General features: G+C 49.3%; 14 protein-coding genes and 3 pseudogenes. 9 read left to right on the forward strand and 8 right to left on the reverse strand.

All coding sequences use genetic code 11. From position 1 onward, the window contains the following. The coding region (locus BFF42_RS26360; protein ID WP_146753269.1) for an IS1 family transposase at nucleotides 1-254 on the reverse strand (254 nt) is incomplete at its 3' end. A 60-nt stretch (nucleotides 255-314) separates the two neighbouring features. Between BFF42_RS26360 and BFF42_RS26365 the strand changes: the two genes are divergently transcribed. Further along, complete coding sequence (locus BFF42_RS26365; RefSeq protein WP_071821609.1) at nucleotides 315-467, forward strand: YdcA family protein; 153 nt, start codon at nucleotides 315-317, stop codon at nucleotides 465-467. Nucleotides 468-655: 188 nt separating this feature from the next. Then, nucleotides 656-1,721: pseudogene (locus tag BFF42_RS26370) on the forward strand (phage integrase). A 91-nt stretch (nucleotides 1,722-1,812) separates the two neighbouring features. Here BFF42_RS26370 and rcdA read toward each other — a convergent pair. Continuing rightward, nucleotides 1,813-2,349 (reverse strand): DNA-binding transcriptional regulator RcdA, encoded by a 537-nt coding sequence (gene rcdA / locus BFF42_RS26375; RefSeq protein WP_001297003.1) that lies wholly within the window; start codon nucleotides 2,347-2,349, stop codon nucleotides 1,813-1,815. A gap of 83 nt (nucleotides 2,350-2,432) precedes the next feature. Between rcdA and BFF42_RS26380 the strand changes: the two genes are divergently transcribed. From BFF42_RS26380 to ybjH, 3 genes are all read left to right on the forward strand, one after another. Then, entirely contained in the window at nucleotides 2,433-3,641 is a 1,209-nt protein-coding gene (locus BFF42_RS26380; protein WP_000217848.1) for an MFS transporter, read from the forward strand. Next, the gene (gene ybjI / locus BFF42_RS26385) at nucleotides 3,641-4,456 is read left to right on the forward strand and encodes a 5-amino-6-(5-phospho-D-ribitylamino)uracil phosphatase (RefSeq protein ID WP_001299614.1); all 816 of its coding nucleotides are present in this window, start codon (nucleotides 3,641-3,643) and stop codon (nucleotides 4,454-4,456) included. Before BFF42_RS26380 ends, ybjI begins: the two co-directional genes overlap by 1 nt. Before the next feature lie 85 nt (nucleotides 4,457-4,541). After that, on the forward strand, nucleotides 4,542-4,826 hold the full coding sequence (ybjH, locus tag BFF42_RS26390; RefSeq protein WP_000605478.1) for a protein YbjH: 285 nt from the start codon (nucleotides 4,542-4,544) through the stop codon (nucleotides 4,824-4,826). Nucleotides 4,827-4,866: 40 nt separating this feature from the next. Here the strand turns inward: ybjH and mdfA are convergent. Further along, nucleotides 4,867-6,096: pseudogene (mdfA, locus tag BFF42_RS26395) on the reverse strand (multidrug efflux MFS transporter MdfA). A 284-nt stretch (nucleotides 6,097-6,380) separates the two neighbouring features. Here mdfA and ybjG point away from each other — a divergent pair. Together ybjG and deoR are read left to right on the forward strand one after the other, a co-directional pair. Further along, complete coding sequence (gene ybjG, locus BFF42_RS26400) at nucleotides 6,381-6,977, forward strand: undecaprenyl-diphosphate phosphatase (RefSeq protein WP_012421343.1); 597 nt, start codon at nucleotides 6,381-6,383, stop codon at nucleotides 6,975-6,977. 57 nt (nucleotides 6,978-7,034) lie between these two features. After that, complete coding sequence (gene deoR / locus BFF42_RS26405) at nucleotides 7,035-7,793, forward strand: DNA-binding transcriptional repressor DeoR (RefSeq protein WP_000450111.1); 759 nt, start codon at nucleotides 7,035-7,037, stop codon at nucleotides 7,791-7,793. 46 nt (nucleotides 7,794-7,839) lie between these two features. Here the strand turns inward: deoR and dacC are convergent, their stop codons facing one another. Next, nucleotides 7,840-9,042, reverse strand: a complete 1,203-nt coding sequence (gene dacC / locus BFF42_RS26410) for a serine-type D-Ala-D-Ala carboxypeptidase (protein ID WP_000195960.1) — start codon at nucleotides 9,040-9,042, stop codon at nucleotides 7,840-7,842. A 245-nt stretch (nucleotides 9,043-9,287) separates the two neighbouring features. On the opposite strand from dacC, the pseudogene gstB reads away from it, so the two are divergent. Next, a pseudogene (gene gstB / locus BFF42_RS26415) lies at nucleotides 9,288-9,913 on the forward strand (glutathione S-transferase GstB). On the opposite strand, the gene yliI reads toward gstB, so the two are convergent. Both yliI and bssR read right to left on the reverse strand, forming a co-directional pair. Continuing rightward, nucleotides 9,910-11,025: an aldose sugar dehydrogenase YliI gene (yliI, locus tag BFF42_RS26420; protein WP_000555046.1), complete on the reverse strand. Its 1,116-nt coding sequence runs from the start codon at nucleotides 11,023-11,025 to the stop codon at nucleotides 9,910-9,912. The pseudogene gstB and the gene yliI sit on opposite strands and share 4 nt — an antisense overlap. Before the next feature lie 110 nt (nucleotides 11,026-11,135). Beyond that, nucleotides 11,136-11,519 carry a biofilm formation regulator BssR gene (gene bssR / locus BFF42_RS26425; protein WP_000497137.1) on the reverse strand — a complete coding sequence of 128 codons (384 nt, stop codon included), beginning with the start codon at nucleotides 11,517-11,519 and terminating at the stop codon, nucleotides 11,136-11,138. A gap of 213 nt (nucleotides 11,520-11,732) precedes the next feature. On the opposite strand from bssR, the gene rimO reads away from it, so the two are divergent. After that, the gene (gene rimO / locus BFF42_RS26430; RefSeq protein ID WP_000049381.1) at nucleotides 11,733-13,058 is read left to right on the forward strand and encodes a 30S ribosomal protein S12 methylthiotransferase RimO; all 1,326 of its coding nucleotides are present in this window, start codon (nucleotides 11,733-11,735) and stop codon (nucleotides 13,056-13,058) included. Between the two features lie 46 nt (nucleotides 13,059-13,104). Here rimO and BFF42_RS26435 read toward each other — a convergent pair whose 3' ends face one another. Both BFF42_RS26435 and BFF42_RS26440 read right to left on the reverse strand, forming a co-directional pair. Next, nucleotides 13,105-14,382 carry a GGDEF domain-containing protein gene (locus BFF42_RS26435; RefSeq protein ID WP_052270400.1) on the reverse strand — a complete coding sequence of 426 codons (1,278 nt, stop codon included), beginning with the start codon at nucleotides 14,380-14,382 and terminating at the stop codon, nucleotides 13,105-13,107. Between the two features lie 35 nt (nucleotides 14,383-14,417). After that, nucleotides 14,418-14,759, reverse strand: a 342-nt coding sequence (locus tag BFF42_RS26440) for an integrase core domain-containing protein (RefSeq protein WP_073841232.1), incomplete at its 5' end; no start/stop codon positions are given.

Consider the following 14,759-nt stretch of genomic DNA (forward strand, 5'->3'; position numbering starts at 1 on the left):
TTTAAGTGACGTAAAATCGTGTTGAGGCTAACGCCCATAATGCGTGCAGTTGCCCGGCATCCAACGCCATTCATGGCCATATCAATAATTTTCTGGTGCGTACCGGGTTGAGAAGCGGTGTAAGTGAACTGCAGTTGCCATGTTTTACGGCAGTGAGAGCAGAGATAGCGCTGATGTCCGGCAGTGCTTTTGCCGTTACGCACCACCCCGTCAGTAGCTGAACAGGAGGGACAGCTGATAGAAACAGAAGCCACTGGAGCACCTCAAAAACACCATCATACACTAAATCAGTAAGTTGGCAGCATCACCGCTCTTTGTTATTAAGCCCACTAACTACCTATGCTAAAAATTATCCTTGTTCTGGGAAAAAAGGAGGTGTCTCTCACTGTACCTCCGATGGAAAATTTGTTTGCAATGATGGAACTATTAGTAAATTCAAAAAAATCTGTACTAAAAACTCACGATAACTTTTGCTTTTATATCTGCGTCTAAAATAAAAATGAGCCGCAGGTTAACCGCAAAAGTTACATGCTCACATAGCAAAAAGAATAGCCAACTTCATTATGGCTTCAGTGAGATGTATGGTCGTAGGATTTCATACATTGACACTGGTTATACATACAGTAAAAATACTCTCTACTGGAGGGCATTTTTTATGGCAGTACGAAAACTCACCACTGGGAAATGGCTTTGCGAATGTTACCCCGCCGGACGAAGTGGGCGTCGTGTGCGTAAACAATTCGCCACCAAAGGTGAAGCACTGGCTTTTGAGCGCCACATGATGGAAGAAACCGAAGCAAAGCCCTGGCTGGGTGAATCAGTGAATCGTCGAACACTGAAAGACGTGGTTGAGCTATGGTTCAAACTACATGGTAAATCTCTGACAGCTGGGCAGCATGTCTATGACAAATTGCTGTTGATGGTTGACGCTCTGGGCAATCCTCTTGCAACCGATCTCACCTCTAAAATGTTTGCCCACTATCGAGATAAACACCTGACAGGCGAGATCTACTTCAGCGAGAAATGGAAGAAAGGAGCAAGCCCGGTCACCATTAACCTGGAGCAAAGCTATCTAAGTAGTGTTTTTAGCGAACTATCCCGTCTGGGCGAATGGTCGTATCCGAACCCACTGGAGAACATGCGAAAATTCACCATCGCAGAAAAAGAGATGGCATGGCTTACCCATGAGCAGATTGTTGAATTGCTGGCTGATTGCAAACGTCAGGACCCAATTCTGGCACTGGTAGTTAAGATATGCTTAAGCACAGGCGCACGCTAGCGTGAAGCCGTAAATCTTACCCGCTCACAGGTGACCAAATACCGAATTACCTTTGTCAGAACGAAGGGGAAGAAAAACAGAAGCATCCCTATCAGTAAAGAGCTTTACGAAGAGATCATGGCGCTTGATGGGTTCAATTTCTTCACAGACTGCTATTTTCAATTTTTATCCGTGATGGAAAAAACGTCTATCGTGCTCCCTCGCGGTCAACTCACACACGTTCTGCGCCATACGTTTGCGGCGCACTTCATGATGTCGGGTGGAAACATTCTGGCCTTACAAAAAATTCTCGGACACCACGATATAAAAATGACTATGCGTTACGCACATCTGGCACCGGATCATCTGGAAACGGCGCTCCGTTTCAATCCTCTGGCAACGCTGCCAAGTGGCGACAAAGTGGCGGCAGCGGTTGGCATTACCCCGTAATAACCACCACTGACCACCAACCTAACTTATTGTTTTTAATCTAACTTATTGTTTTCATTAACCCGTTTACATAAATGGGTTTTTTGTTATCTAAAATTTATCTACTACCCTGCAACCCTCTCAACCATCCTCAAAATCTCCTCGCGCGATAGCGGCTTACGGTCGGTGACAAAATGCAGCGTCATCCCCTCAATAAACGCATCAAGCGCGCGGGCGGTTCCGGGTTCAAACCATTGTTCGAGCGTTTGCTGACTGCGCTGCATCCAGTTTTGCATTACCGTTTTTAATAGCGGTTTTCGGCTAGCCAGCGCGTAGAGCTGGTACATCAGCTCCATATTATCCGGCGTTGCAACCTGTGAGCTGTAGATCATATCGGTGATTGCCTGGCATGCGCCTTGAGCATCACTAACATCGCTAAAAAATGCCTGATATTGCCGGGACATAATCTCAGTAAAACTGCTGAACGCCTCCAGCAACAACTCATCAATTCCTGAAAAATAGTAGGTCATCGATCCCAACGGTACCCCGGCAAGGGTAGCAATTTTGCGGTGCGTAACAGCATGTATTCCGTAAAGTTTCACCGCCTCCAGCGTGGCCTGGATAATTTTTTCTCGCCGTTGCGGATCGTTAGCGCGACGCATGTCATTTCCTCTGTCTGCAATTGTGTACAAATGTACACAACCTTGCTAATGTTGTCTTCCCTCTTCTTATTTTGACGTGATCTATGACCGTAAATTCTTCACGTAATGCATTGAAACGCCGAACCTGGGCGCTGTTTATGTTCTTCTTTTTGCCAGGCCTGTTAATGGCGTCCTGGGCAACCCGTACGCCTGCTATCCGCGATATTCTCTCTGTCTCGATCGCTGAAATGGGCGGTGTTCTCTTTGGTCTGTCGATCGGTTCGATGAGCGGTATTCTCTGCTCGGCGTGGTTAGTGAAACGCTTTGGGACACGTAATGTCATCCTGGTCACGATGTCCTGCGCATTGATCGGGATGATGATATTAAGTCTGGCACTCTGGCTGACATCGCCCCTGCTCTTTGCCGTTGGTCTCGGCGTCTTTGGGGCAAGTTTTGGTTCTGCGGAAGTGGCGATAAACGTTGAAGGTGCCGCCGTTGAGCGAGAAATGAATAAAACGGTTTTGCCGATGATGCACGGTTTTTATAGCCTGGGCACGCTGGCAGGCGCTGGTGTCGGGATGGCACTGACGGCCTTTGGCGTTCCGGCAACGGTGCACATTTTATTGGCGGCGCTGGTAGGTATCGCGCCTATTTATATCGCCATTCAGGCAATCCCTGACGGTACGGGCAAAAATGCTGCCGATGGCACCCAGCATGGCGAAAAAGGCATTCCTTTTTATCGCGATATCCAGTTGCTGTTGATTGGTGTTGTAGTGCTGGCGATGGCCTTTGCCGAAGGTTCTGCCAACGACTGGTTACCCTTATTAATGGTTGACGGTCACGGTTTTAGCCCTACTTCCGGCTCGCTGATTTATGCCGGTTTTACCCTGGGGATGACCGTTGGACGCTTCACTGGCGGTTGGTTCATCGACCGTTACAGTCGCGTTGCCGTGGTTCGGGCCAGTGCACTAATGGGGGCGTTGGGTATTGGGCTGATTATTTTTGTCGATAGCGCCTGGGTCGCTGGGGTGTCTGTTGTACTCTGGGGACTGGGTGCCTCGCTGGGCTTCCCGCTGACCATTTCTGCCGCCAGCGATACCGGCCCCGATGCACCAACCCGCGTCAGTGTGGTAGCAACGACCGGTTATCTGGCTTTCCTCGTCGGGCCGCCGCTGCTGGGCTATCTCGGCGAACATTATGGATTACGTAGTGCAATGCTGGTTGTACTGGCGCTGGTTATTCTCGCGGCTATTGTCGCGAAAGCCGTCGCCAAACCCGATACCAAAACGCAGACGGCGATGGAGAATAGTTGATGAGCATTAAATTAATTGCGGTAGACATGGATGGTACTTTCTTAAGCGATCAAAAAACCTATAACCGTGAGCGGTTTATGGCTCAGTATCAGCAAATGAAAGCACAAGGCATTCGCTTTGTGGTCGCCAGCGGGAATCAATATTATCAGTTGATCTCTTTCTTCCCTGAAATTGCTAATGAAATTGCCTTTGTGGCTGAAAACGGCGGCTGGGTAGTGAGTGAAGGCAAAGATGTTTTTAATGGCGAGCTGTCGAAAGATGCCTTTACTACTGTCGTGGAACATTTGCTGACGCGCCCGGAAGTGGAAATTATTGCCTGCGGAAAAAATAGCGCCTATACGCTCAAAAAATATGACGATGCCATGAAAACGGTGGCGGAAATGTATTATCACCGTCTGGAATACGTCGATAACTTTGACAACTTAGAAGATATTTTCTTTAAGTTTGGCCTGAATCTTTCCGATGAACTGATTCCACAAGTACAAAAAGCATTACATGAGGCCATCGGCGATATTATGGTGCCAGTCCACACCGGCAACGGCAGCATCGATCTGATTATCCCCGGCGTACATAAAGCCAATGGCCTTCGCCAACTGCAGAAATTATGGGGAATAGACGACAGCGAAGTGGTGGTCTTTGGCGATGGCGGTAACGATATTGAGATGCTGCGTCAGGCAGGCTTTAGTTTTGCAATGGAAAATGCCGGCAGCGCGGTCGTCGCAGCGGCAAAATACCGGGCAGGCTCCAATAACCGTGAAGGCGTACTGGATGTGATCGATAAAGTGCTTAAACACGAAGCGCCATTTGACCAATAAAAACGGCAGCACGCCCGGCAACACAATACCTGAATGAAGGCTGCATAATTCGCAGAAATTAACCCGCTGCATTATTTCAGGCGAAATGATTATGAAAAATTGTCTACTGTTGGGCGCGCTTTTAATGGGCTTTACTGGTGTGGCGATGGCGCAAAGTGTCACCGTCGATGTGCCGAGTGGATACAAAGTGGTTGTAGTTCCTGATTCAGTCAGCGTTCCACAAGCGGTCAGCGTCGCGACTGTGCCGCAAACCGTCTATGTGGCTCCTGCGCCAGCTCCGGCTTACCGCCCGCATCCTTATGCTCGCCATCTTGCCAGCGTAGGTGAAGGGATGGTTATCGAACACCAGATTGACGACCATCACCATTAATTCGAGAATGCCTGATCGCACAAAGCAGTCAGGCATTTTTTTACCCTTCGTGAGAATTTCCCATCTGTTTATCTTTTAAAAAGATAACCATCAGCGACAGCCACAAAATTCCGTTGACAAGGTTGAAGAGATTAAACTGTCCGTTGCCCCCGTTCAGCCAGGCATGTTTGCTGATTTCAATACCAACGGTAAAGATCAGCATTTGCAGCATTCCCATCGCAGCAGAAACCGTACCTTTACTCATATCGCTGGCAAACAGGGTTAATCGCACCAGTCCCGCATTCGCCAGACCAATACTGAAAGCATAAATACTTAACCCGGCAGTCATCCATAAATACGCGTGCGATGAGATAACCGTTGCCGCAGCAGCGACCAACAGACCAATCATAATCGGCCAGCCGCCCATAATTATCAGCGAACGTACGGTGCGGCGCGAGGTCAGACGCGCTAACAGCAAGTTACCCGCAATTAACGCCCCGAAAATAGGCACTTGCAGCAAGCCATATTCATAGCTGCTCAACTGCTCGCCGGTAATGATGATAATCGGCGACTGGGCGATCCACGCCAGCAATGGCAGGCTAACGAATCCCAGCGCCAGCGCCCCCGCCACAAAGCGGCCGTTCTTCAGCACCAGCTTATAGTCACGACCGAGTTCTTTCAGTGACAGTTTCTCGCCTATACGCGTGGCGGTTTCAGGCATAGCTCGTTGCAGACCGAAAAAGGAGATCGCTGCCAATGCGGCAAACAAAACAAACATCCCCTCCCAGGGCAGCACATGGATCCACGCCGCGCCCACCAGCGGACCAAGTAGCGGAGCAATCAGCGCCACGTTCGCCATCAGCGCGGTGATCTTGATACAAACCGCCTCTTCGAAAGATTCCTGAATTGCGGCGTATCCCACAGCGCCAATGAAACAGAGGCTTATGCCCTGCAAGAAGCGCAACAGAGTGAATTGTTCAATGTTTTGCGCCAGTAATATTGCCAGACAGGTGATGATAAACCACACCCCCCCGCCAGCATCACCGGACGGCGACCAATACGATCCGACAGCGGCCCCAGGAGCCATTGTAAAAACATCCCGCCCGCCAGATATGCGGTCATTGAAGTAGGAACCCAATCAATGCCCGCCTGATATTGTTCCACCACGGCCAACATACCGGGTTGAATCATATCTGCCGATATAGGTTGAAAATTCGTAAAGCACCAGACAGAGAGGGAAAAGTAACGCCTGACGTCCAAGCCTGGCACCGGAAGCTAATTTATTTTGCATGCAATTTCTTCGCCAATAATAATCGCGCAGAGTTTAATAAAAGCGCAGCTAACGAGAAAGCGAATTTTGTAGCTGAAACCACGGTTAAGCACATTCTTACATTATTGCGAGTATAGCTACGCTTTCTTTAAGTTTTATTTAACCTATGCCCGTTACAATCACCCACCGTAAACAGGCCGCTTGAGGGAAATAAGACGATGCCGCTTTACCCAGTTTAACCTGCACTTTATTCTCAACGACTTGCCTGTATTGGCTCCCTTTTAATCACTTTGCGTCGGGAAGTTATGCTGGAAAATTTGAATCTCTCTCTATTCTCTCTTATTAACGCGACGCCAGACTCGGCTCCGTGGATGATCTCGTTGGCGATTTTTATTGCTCAAGATTTGATTACCGTGGTGCCGCTGCTGGCCGCGGTGCTTTGGTTGTGGGGGCTTACAGCACAACGGCAACTGGTGATAAAAATCGCTATCGCGCTGGCGGTCAGCCTGTTTGTGTCCTGGACGATGGGACATCTTTTTCCGCACGACCGACCCTTTGTCGAAAATATCGGCTATAACTTCCTGCATCATGCGGCGGATGACTCATTCCCAAGCGACCACGGTACGGTGATTTTCACCTTTGCACTGGCATTTTTATGCTGGCATCGCCTGTGGTCCGGCTCACTTTTAATGGTGCTGGCCGTCGTCATTGCCTGGTCGCGCGTTTATCTTGGCGTCCACTGGCCGCTGGATATGCTCGGTGGATTGCTGGCAGGTATGATTGGCTGCCTTAGTGCCCAGATTATCTGGCAAGCGATGGGGCATAAACTCTATCAACGTCTGCAATCGTGGTATCGCTTCTGTTTTGCATTACCGATCCGCAAAGGCTGGGTGCGTGACTGATCTCTGCTAAAAAGTGTAGTATTGAGCGGCTCGCTTCAATAACTATTCAGAGGGATTATGGAAACACGTCGCGAAGAGCGTATCGGGCAGCTGCTGCAAGAATTAAAACGCAGCGATAAGTTACATCTTAAAGACGCCGCCGCCCTGCTTGGGGTTTCGGAGATGACGATTCGTCGCGATCTGAACAACCACAGTGCGCCCGTCGTTTTGCTCGGCGGCTATATTGTTCTGGAACCGCATAGTGCCAGCCATTACCTGTTAAGCGATCAAAAATCCCGCCTGGTGGAAGAAAAACGCCGGGCGGCAAAACTGGCTGCGACACTGGTAGAACCCGATCAGACCCTCTTTTTTGACTGTGGCACCACCACGCCGTGGATTATTGAAGCGATTGATAATGAAATCCCTTTTACCGCCGTTTGTTATTCGCTAAATACCTTTCTGGCGCTGAAAGAGAAACCCCATTGCCGCGCATTTCTGTGCGGTGGTGAATTTCACGCCAGCAACGCCATTTTCAAACCCATCGATTTTCAGCAAACGTTGAATAATTTTTGCCCGGATATCGCTTTTTATTCCGCGGCGGGCGTGCATGTCAGTAAAGGCGCTACCTGTTTTAATCTTGAAGAGTTGCCGGTAAAACACTGGGCCATGTCGATGGCGCAAAAGCATGTGCTGGTTGTCGACCACAGTAAATTTGGCAAGGTCCGTCCGGCGCGCATGGGTGACCTGAAACGCTTTGATATTGTGGTGAGTGATTGTTGCCCGGAAGATGAGTATGTGAAGTACGCGCAGACGCACCGTATTAAGTTGATGTATTAATGACGTATAACCGGATGACGTTTCGCGCCATCCGGTTATCAGAAGATTAAGAGAACCAGCTGCCGAACCACTGATGGAATTTCATCATCACGAAATCCCACATCCGACCAAAGAATCCGCCCTCTTCCACATTTTCCATCACGATCAGCGGACGCTGCTCAATGGATTTACCGTTAAGCTGGAAATCAATGGTCCCGACAACCTGACCTTTTTTCAGCGGTGCGGTAAGCTGCGGTTCCGTTAACGTGTAGCTCGCCTTCAGGTTTTTCAGCTGCCCACGCGGTATGGTCACTGAGCCCGCTTCGCCTGCCCCGAGATTCAGTTCGCTCTTATCACCAAACCAGACGCGCTGAGTCACAAAGGTGGCATCAGGTTTAATTGGCGTCACGGTTTCAAAGAAGCGGAAACCCCAGGTCAATAATTTCTCAGACTCATTAAAACGGATACGGTCAGTTTTCGCCCCCAACACTACGGAGATTAAACGCATATCGCCCTGGGTAGCCGAAGCAACCAGATTATATCCCGCGCCTGCCGTGGTTCCTGTCTTCATGCCATCAACATTCAGATTGCTGCTCCACAGCAGACGGTTACGGTTAGGCTGACGAATTTTGTTGAAGGTGAACTCTTTCTCTTTATGAATGGCGTACTCTTCCGGCACATCGTGGATCAATGCTTTACCCAGCAATGCCATATCGCGCGCGGTACTGAACTGCCCCGGCGCATCCAGGCCGTGCACCGTCTGGAAGGTAGTGTTGGTCAGACCCAGTTTTTTGGCATAACCATTCATCAGACCAATAAATGACTCCTGGCTCCCGGCAACGTAATCGGCCAGCGCAATACAGGCGTCATTACCGGACTGGATAATCACACCTTTGTTCAAGTCTGCCACCGAAACCTGATCGCCCGGTTTGAGGAACATTACCGATGAACCACGCAGTGCCGGATTTCCCGTCGCCCAGGCATCTTTACCGACCGTCACCATATCGGTGAGTTTAATCTTATCGGCCTTAAGCGCCTGCCCAACCACATAGCTGGTCATGATTTTAGTCAGGCTCGCGGGATCCAGTTTCTCATCCGCATTGCCTTCTGCCAGCACTTTACCGCTGGCGTAATCCATTAAAATCCATGCACGCGCATCCACGCTCGGCGCTTCAACGGTTTGTTCGGCCGCGAATGCCGTTGGGGCAAAAAGGAATAAAAATGCAGAACCCGCTGCAAGACCACGAAGGAGAGAGGAGTATTGCGTCATAAATGCCACCCGAGTATCCATTCAAAAAAATACGTTATATCGCCGTATGATAAGTTCGGTGATTAATAACGCACACACAAACTTAAAGAAACCGTAAGTTGGTAAAGTTTTTAAAGTTTATGCAATATCCTGCCGCTTCGCTGCTTCTGGTGTCATTTTTTTGCCAGCTGTTGCTTAAAAGTTAACTTTACTTCACCATCGGAGTCCTGTTCAGCCTGTGGCTGCCTGTCGGAAAAGGGGTGAGTATGATTACGCTGTGGGGTCGGAATAATTCAACCAACGTAAAAAAGTATTGCTGACGCTCGAAGAACTGGAACTACCTTATGAGCAAATTCTCGCGGGCCGTGAGTTTGGGATAAATCACGATGCTGATTTTCTGGCGATGAACCCTAACGGGCTGGTGCCGTTGTTGCGTGACGACGAAAGTGATCTCATTCTTTGGGAATCAAACGCCATTGTCCGCTATCTGGCGGCACAGTACGGGCAAAAACGCCTGTGGATCGACTCACCGGCACGTCGTGCGGAAGCGGAAAAATGGATGGACTGGGCAAACCAGACGCTCAGTAATGCCCATCGAGGGATCCTGATGGGATTAGTCAGAACACCACCGGAAGAGCGCGATCAGGCCGCCATTGATGCCAGTTGCAAAGAGTGCGACGCCCTGTTTGCCCTGCTCGATGCGGAACTGGCAAAAGTAAAATGGTTCTCTGGCGACGAGTTTGGTGTGGGCGATATCGCTATCGCACCGTTCATCTACAATTTGTTTAACGTTGGCCTGACCTGGACACCGCGTCCAAATCTGCAACGCTGGTATCAGCAACTCACTGAACGCCCCGCAGTGCGCAAAGTGGTGATGATTCCCGTTAGCTAATTGCGTGGGCTAACTTTAAGTAATTCCCCACTGGACTCGTCGGTGAGAACGTATAAATAACCGTCGGGTCCAGTGCGAACATCACGAATTCGCTGCCCTCTGTCCGTTAAAATACGGCCATCTTCTGTCACTTTGTCGCCGTTGACGCTCATCACAATGACATCTTTATCTTTCAGCGCGCCAATAAATAATTTTTGCTGCCACTGGGGGAATTTATCGCTGTTATAGAAGGCCATGCCGCTCACAGCGGGCGAATCTTTCCAGTAAAAAACAGGTTGCTCGGTCCCGGCGACGATCTCCCCTTTCGCTTCCGGTATCTTAAAGCCTGAATAGTTGATTCCCCAGGTTGCCAGCGGCCAGCCGTAGTTTTTGCCTTTTTGCGGGATATTAATTTCATCACCACCGCGCGGGCCATGTTCATTCAGCCACAGTGCATTACTCCACGGATTCATCGCCATTCCTTGCGGATTACGAATGCCATAAGACCAGATCTCGGCGCGCGCACCGGATTCCTTTATAAAAGGATTATCATCCGGGATTTCGCCCTGATCGGTCAGACGCACCAGTTTGCCCTGTAATTTATCCAGATCCTGCGCCGTCGGGCGCTGATTGTTTTCGCCCAGAGCAATAAAAAGATAACCTTTACCGTCGAATACCAGCCGCCCGCCAAAATGGTTGCCGGTAGACAGTTTTGGCATCTGGCGGAAGACGGTGCGGAAGTCGGTCACTTTTGAGAGATCATCACTTAAGCGGCCATAACCCACAGCAGTTCCGGCTTTGCCATCATCGCCAACTTCGGAATAACTTAACCAGATGCGGCGAGACTGAACAAAATCAGGCGCTAAAACCACGTCCAGCAGGCCGCCCTGCCCGTGCGCCCAAACGTCCGGAACTCCGGAAAGCGGCGCAGATAATCCTTTTCCTGCTTGCCAATGACGCAACTCGCCGCCGCGCAGAGTGATTAACATACCGTGATTATCGGGTAAAAAGGCCAGTGCCCAGGGATGGTCGAGTTTGTCTTGCAGTACTTCGACATTTACCGTTGCAGGAGCCGCCCAGAGAGCGGAAGAAAGACAAATAAGGGGCACAAGGAAAAAGGATTGTCGATGCATAACGCCTCCGGATTGACTCTGGCTTAAAGCGTAGTCAGTGGAGGAGATAACAAATTCATTTTTACAAAAACTTAAACATGAAGGGGGAGACGCTTTCTCCCCCTTAGTTTTCAGGCCTTCTCAAGCATGGCGTGCTTCTGCAGGCTCTGGATACTCAGCGTTAAGCTCATCAGACAATTTTCAAGCTTATCGGCGTTGACGGTAATAACAGTCGGGCAATCATGGTGCCCACTCATCAAACATACTGCGGCTGTCGCTAATGCTTCTTCAGCATGATGAAGAGCACTCCACTCTTCCTGATCCAGATGAAGATTCAACCGCAGCGATTTATCGTGCAGTTCGCGATTCAGTTTAAAAAAGTTATCTCGTAGATGATTGCTTTCGCTGACGGACATGTATCCTTTTGCCTTCCTCAGTTGCACGTATGCAGCGAGGTCAACGCGTGCGTCGATCAACCGGTTCAGCAGATCGATTCGCTGTCTGTCAACGAACATACTTCGATCCTCCTCTTTCCAGCCTTGTTGCAATTAAATAGTATGGCTATTTTTTTGAGCAAAATGCTGTCCAGGATCAATTCTTCACGCCGAATTAACAAAATTTACATTTCCTTCGCCTCCGCCAGCGAATGAGATTGCGATACAAATTTTATCCAGAACTCTGTAGAATCCCTGCCCTGACCTTTCCTGTAACTGAATATTTTTTAAGCTATGAGCAAAGTAACTCCCCAGCCGAAAATCGGCTTTGTTTCCCTTGGCTGTCCGAAAAACCTTGTCGATTCAGAGCGTATTCTCACCGAACTCCGCACTGAAGGTTATGACGTGGTACCGAGCTATGACGATGCGGACATGGTGATCGTCAACACCTGCGGCTTTATTGACAGCGCGGTACAAGAATCACTGGAAGCCATTGGTGAAGCGTTGAATGAAAACGGCAAGGTAATTGTGACCGGTTGTCTGGGGGCAAAAGAAGATCAGATCCGCGAAGTCCACCCGAAAGTGCTGGAAATCACCGGGCCTCATAGCTATGAGCAGGTTCTGGAGCACGTTCATCACTACGTGCCAAAACCGAAACACAACCCATTCCTGAGCCTGGTGCCAGAACAAGGTGTGAAACTGACGCCGCGTCATTATGCCTATCTGAAAATTTCGGAAGGCTGTAATCACCGCTGCACCTTCTGCATTATTCCGTCTATGCGCGGCGACCTGGTGAGCCGTCCGATTGGCGAAGTGTTAAGTGAAGCGAAACGTCTGGTAGATGCGGGCGTTAAAGAGATTCTGGTGATCTCGCAGGATACTTCCGCCTATGGCGTTGATGTTAAACATCGTACTGGCTTCCACAACGGCAAGCCGGTAAAAACCAGCATGGTCAGCCTGTGCGAACAGTTATCGAAACTGGGGATCTGGACACGTCTGCACTACGTTTACCCTTATCCGCATGTGGACGACGTCATCCCACTGATGGCAGAAGGCAAAATCCTGCCGTATCTGGACATTCCGTTGCAGCACGCCAGCCCGCGCATTCTCAAACTGATGAAGCGTCCGGGTTCTGTAGATCGCCAACTGGCGCGCATCAAACAGTGGCGCGAAATCTGCCCGGAACTGACCCTACGCTCAACCTTTATTGTCGGCTTCCCTGGCGAGACAGAAGAAGATTTCCAGATGCTACTCGACTTCCTGAAAGAAGCGCGTCTGGATCGCGTTGGCTGCTTTAAATACAGCCCGGTTGAAGGTGCAGACGCCAATGCCCTGCCTGACCAGGTTCCGGAAGAAGTTAAAGAAGAACGCTGGAACCGTTTCATGCAGCTGCAGCAGCAGATTTCCGCCGAGCGCCTGCAAGAGAAAGTGGGCCGTGAAATTCTGGTGATTATCGACGAAGTGGACGAAGAAGGCGCGATTGGTCGCAGCATGGCAGATGCACCGGAAATCGACGGCGCGGTTTATCTCAATGGTGAAACCAACGTTAAGCCGGGTGATATCCTGCGTGTGAAAGTCGAGCACGCCGATGAGTACGATTTGTGGGGTAGCCGGGTTTAATTAATTCAGGCCGGGCAAAATCATTTGTCCGGCCTGCGAATAATGATTACTGCCAGCTAATCTGAGCCCTGCCGTTTTTCTTACTCTTATACAGCCGCTCATCCGCCAGCATTTTCAAGCGTTCGACGGTGGTACATTCATTTGAATGCGCTACACCGATACTGGTACTTAAATTAATGCTTCCCACCTGGAAATGAACGATTTCTTTTAGAATCGACAGCAACTCTTCCAGCGTTCCACCCGTATAAATCACCGCAAATTCGTCACCGCCGAAGCGGTAGATTTTACCTTTATCTACCGGGATCTGTGATTTAAGGATTTTCACCACTTTCATCAACACTTCATCGCCCAGCAAATGACCGAAGGTGTCGTTAATGTTTTTGAATTTATCGACGTCAAACAGGCACAAATAACCGCCTTTTTCCGGCAGCGCTTTTAAATCTTCGTCAAAGGATTTTCTGCCCATTGCTTTGGTCAGGTCGTCCAGGAACGCCGAGTTATACATACTGTAGAGTTTTTTGACATCGGCAGCCGAAAAGAAAAGCCCGCCATCCAGTACGCGTTCAAAATGGTTATTAATGATGGCTTCTTTCTCCACAATACCACGATTAATCACTCTGCGTACCAGATAGAGGCAACTGGCACCCGATATCACAGCCACCAATGCGGCAAAGAAAATAATCAATGTACAGACCCGCAAATAAACATCTTTTTTATACGCAAATACGTACAATCCGGTCGGCAAATAGGCGAAGTGCTCCATCGCTTCCGAAACGGTGAAGATGGCGTTTTTAGCATTATATTCATCACCGGTCACCGGTTTACCGTTCTTAAATAGAGAGAACATCAGGTTCTCGCTGTCCATCGCCAGCGATTTTGACAGTAAAGAAAAACGCTCCAGACCAAGCAAAAATATCAGACTACGATTGTGAGTTACCGGATAGAGGTAATAGACGAAGGTTTTACCGTCAAAAGAGATAAACCCTGTATTTTTGACATGTCGATACTTCACAACCTGCATAATATCTGCACAATAATTTTTCTCGAACTCCTTTACCTGAATACATTCGTCACTGGAAATCAGATAAGGACCGACATCGTACAAATAAGAGGGGGAAACCGAGTCGGCGTAAGCTGTGCGCAAACCAACCAACAGCTGTTCCTCCGTGGGATTTAGCGTGTTGATAAGATCAATTGCCACGCTACGCCGATATTCAGCAATATTTGCCACCGCAAAAGCAGTATCAATAACGGACTGTTTCAGGCTATACACCCGTTCCTTTACCATTTGAGTGTAGATCCCGCAGGCAACTGCTGAAATCATGATAAAAATCAGCAGACTGACTGTAAGTGAAGTGGTCAACAAAAACTGGCCACCGAGTTAGAGTTTTTCCAGTATCGATTTTCCGATTCGTTTGGGGGTAACCCACCGTTATATTCGTGCGGTCTTAGTGCGCTGTAATATCCAACGATATAGTCCGTTATGGCGTGAGCTGCCTCGCTGAAGCTTACGTAACCCACCACCGGCATCCATTCGTTCTTCAGACTCCTGAAGAAGCGTTCCATTGGGCTGTTATCCCAGCAGTTTCCGCGCCGGCTCATACTCTGTCTGATCTGGTATCGCCACAATAACTGCCGGAACTGCCTGCTCGTATAATGACTGCCCTGATCGCTGTGGAACATCACCCCGCCGGGCTTACC

It is taken from the genome of Shigella sp. FC1661, assembly GCF_001712525.1.
In the GTDB taxonomy this organism is placed as follows: Bacteria; Pseudomonadota; Gammaproteobacteria; order Enterobacterales; family Enterobacteriaceae; genus Escherichia; species Escherichia coli.